At 48.5% G+C, this 841-nt stretch carries 1 protein-coding gene; it reads right to left on the bottom strand.

Features of this window, described 5'->3' with window-relative positions:
- Positions 1 to 43: 43 nt before the first annotated feature.
- A partial coding sequence (locus ABGI61_RS16745; protein ID WP_347603465.1) for an elongation factor Tu occupies positions 44 to 841 on the bottom strand: 798 nt, incomplete at its 5' end.

Here is an 841-nt window from a genome sequence, read left to right on the forward strand (position 1 = left end):
GCAACAAAAAAGGCCCCGCAGGGCCTTTTTTAATCTCAGCTTATTAAGCCAGGATTTTTGATACTACGCCAGCACCTACTGTGCGGCCGCCTTCACGGATTGCGAAGCGTAAACCTTCGTCCATCGCGATTGGGCAAATCAGCTCAACAACAAACTTCAGGTTGTCGCCTGGCATTACCATCTCTACGCCTTCTGGCAGCTCTACTGCGCCAGTTACGTCAGTGGTACGGAAGTAGAACTGTGGACGGTAGCCTTTGAAGAATGGCGTATGACGACCACCTTCTTCTTTTGACAGTACGTACACTTCGCCTTCGAACTTAGTGTGTGGCTTGATTGAACCTGGCTTAGACAATACCTGACCACGCTCTACGTCTTCACGCTTAGTACCACGTAACAACGCACCGATGTTCTCACCTGCACGACCTTCGTCTAACAGCTTACGGAACATCTCAACACCAGTACAAGTTGTCTTAGTCGTATCTTTGATACCTACGATTTCAACTTCTTCACCAACTTTGATGATACCTTGCTCAACACGGCCTGTTACTACTGTACCACGACCTGCAATTGAGAATACGTCTTCGATTGGCATGATGAATGGCTTATCAATCGCACGTACTGGCTCAGGGATGTAAGTATCCAGTGCTTCACCCAGCTCCAGGATTTTCTTTTCCCACTCTGCATCGCCTTCCAGGCCTTTCAGCGCTGAACCACGGATTACTGGCAGGTCATCACCTGGGAAGTCGTAGTCTGACAGAAGCTCACGTACTTCCATCTCTACCAGCTCTAACAGCTCTTCGTCATCTACCATGTCACACTTGTTCATGAACACGATGATGTA

This window comes from Rheinheimera fenheensis, from assembly GCF_039871805.1.
GTDB lineage: Bacteria > Pseudomonadota > Gammaproteobacteria > Enterobacterales > Alteromonadaceae > Alishewanella > Alishewanella fenheensis.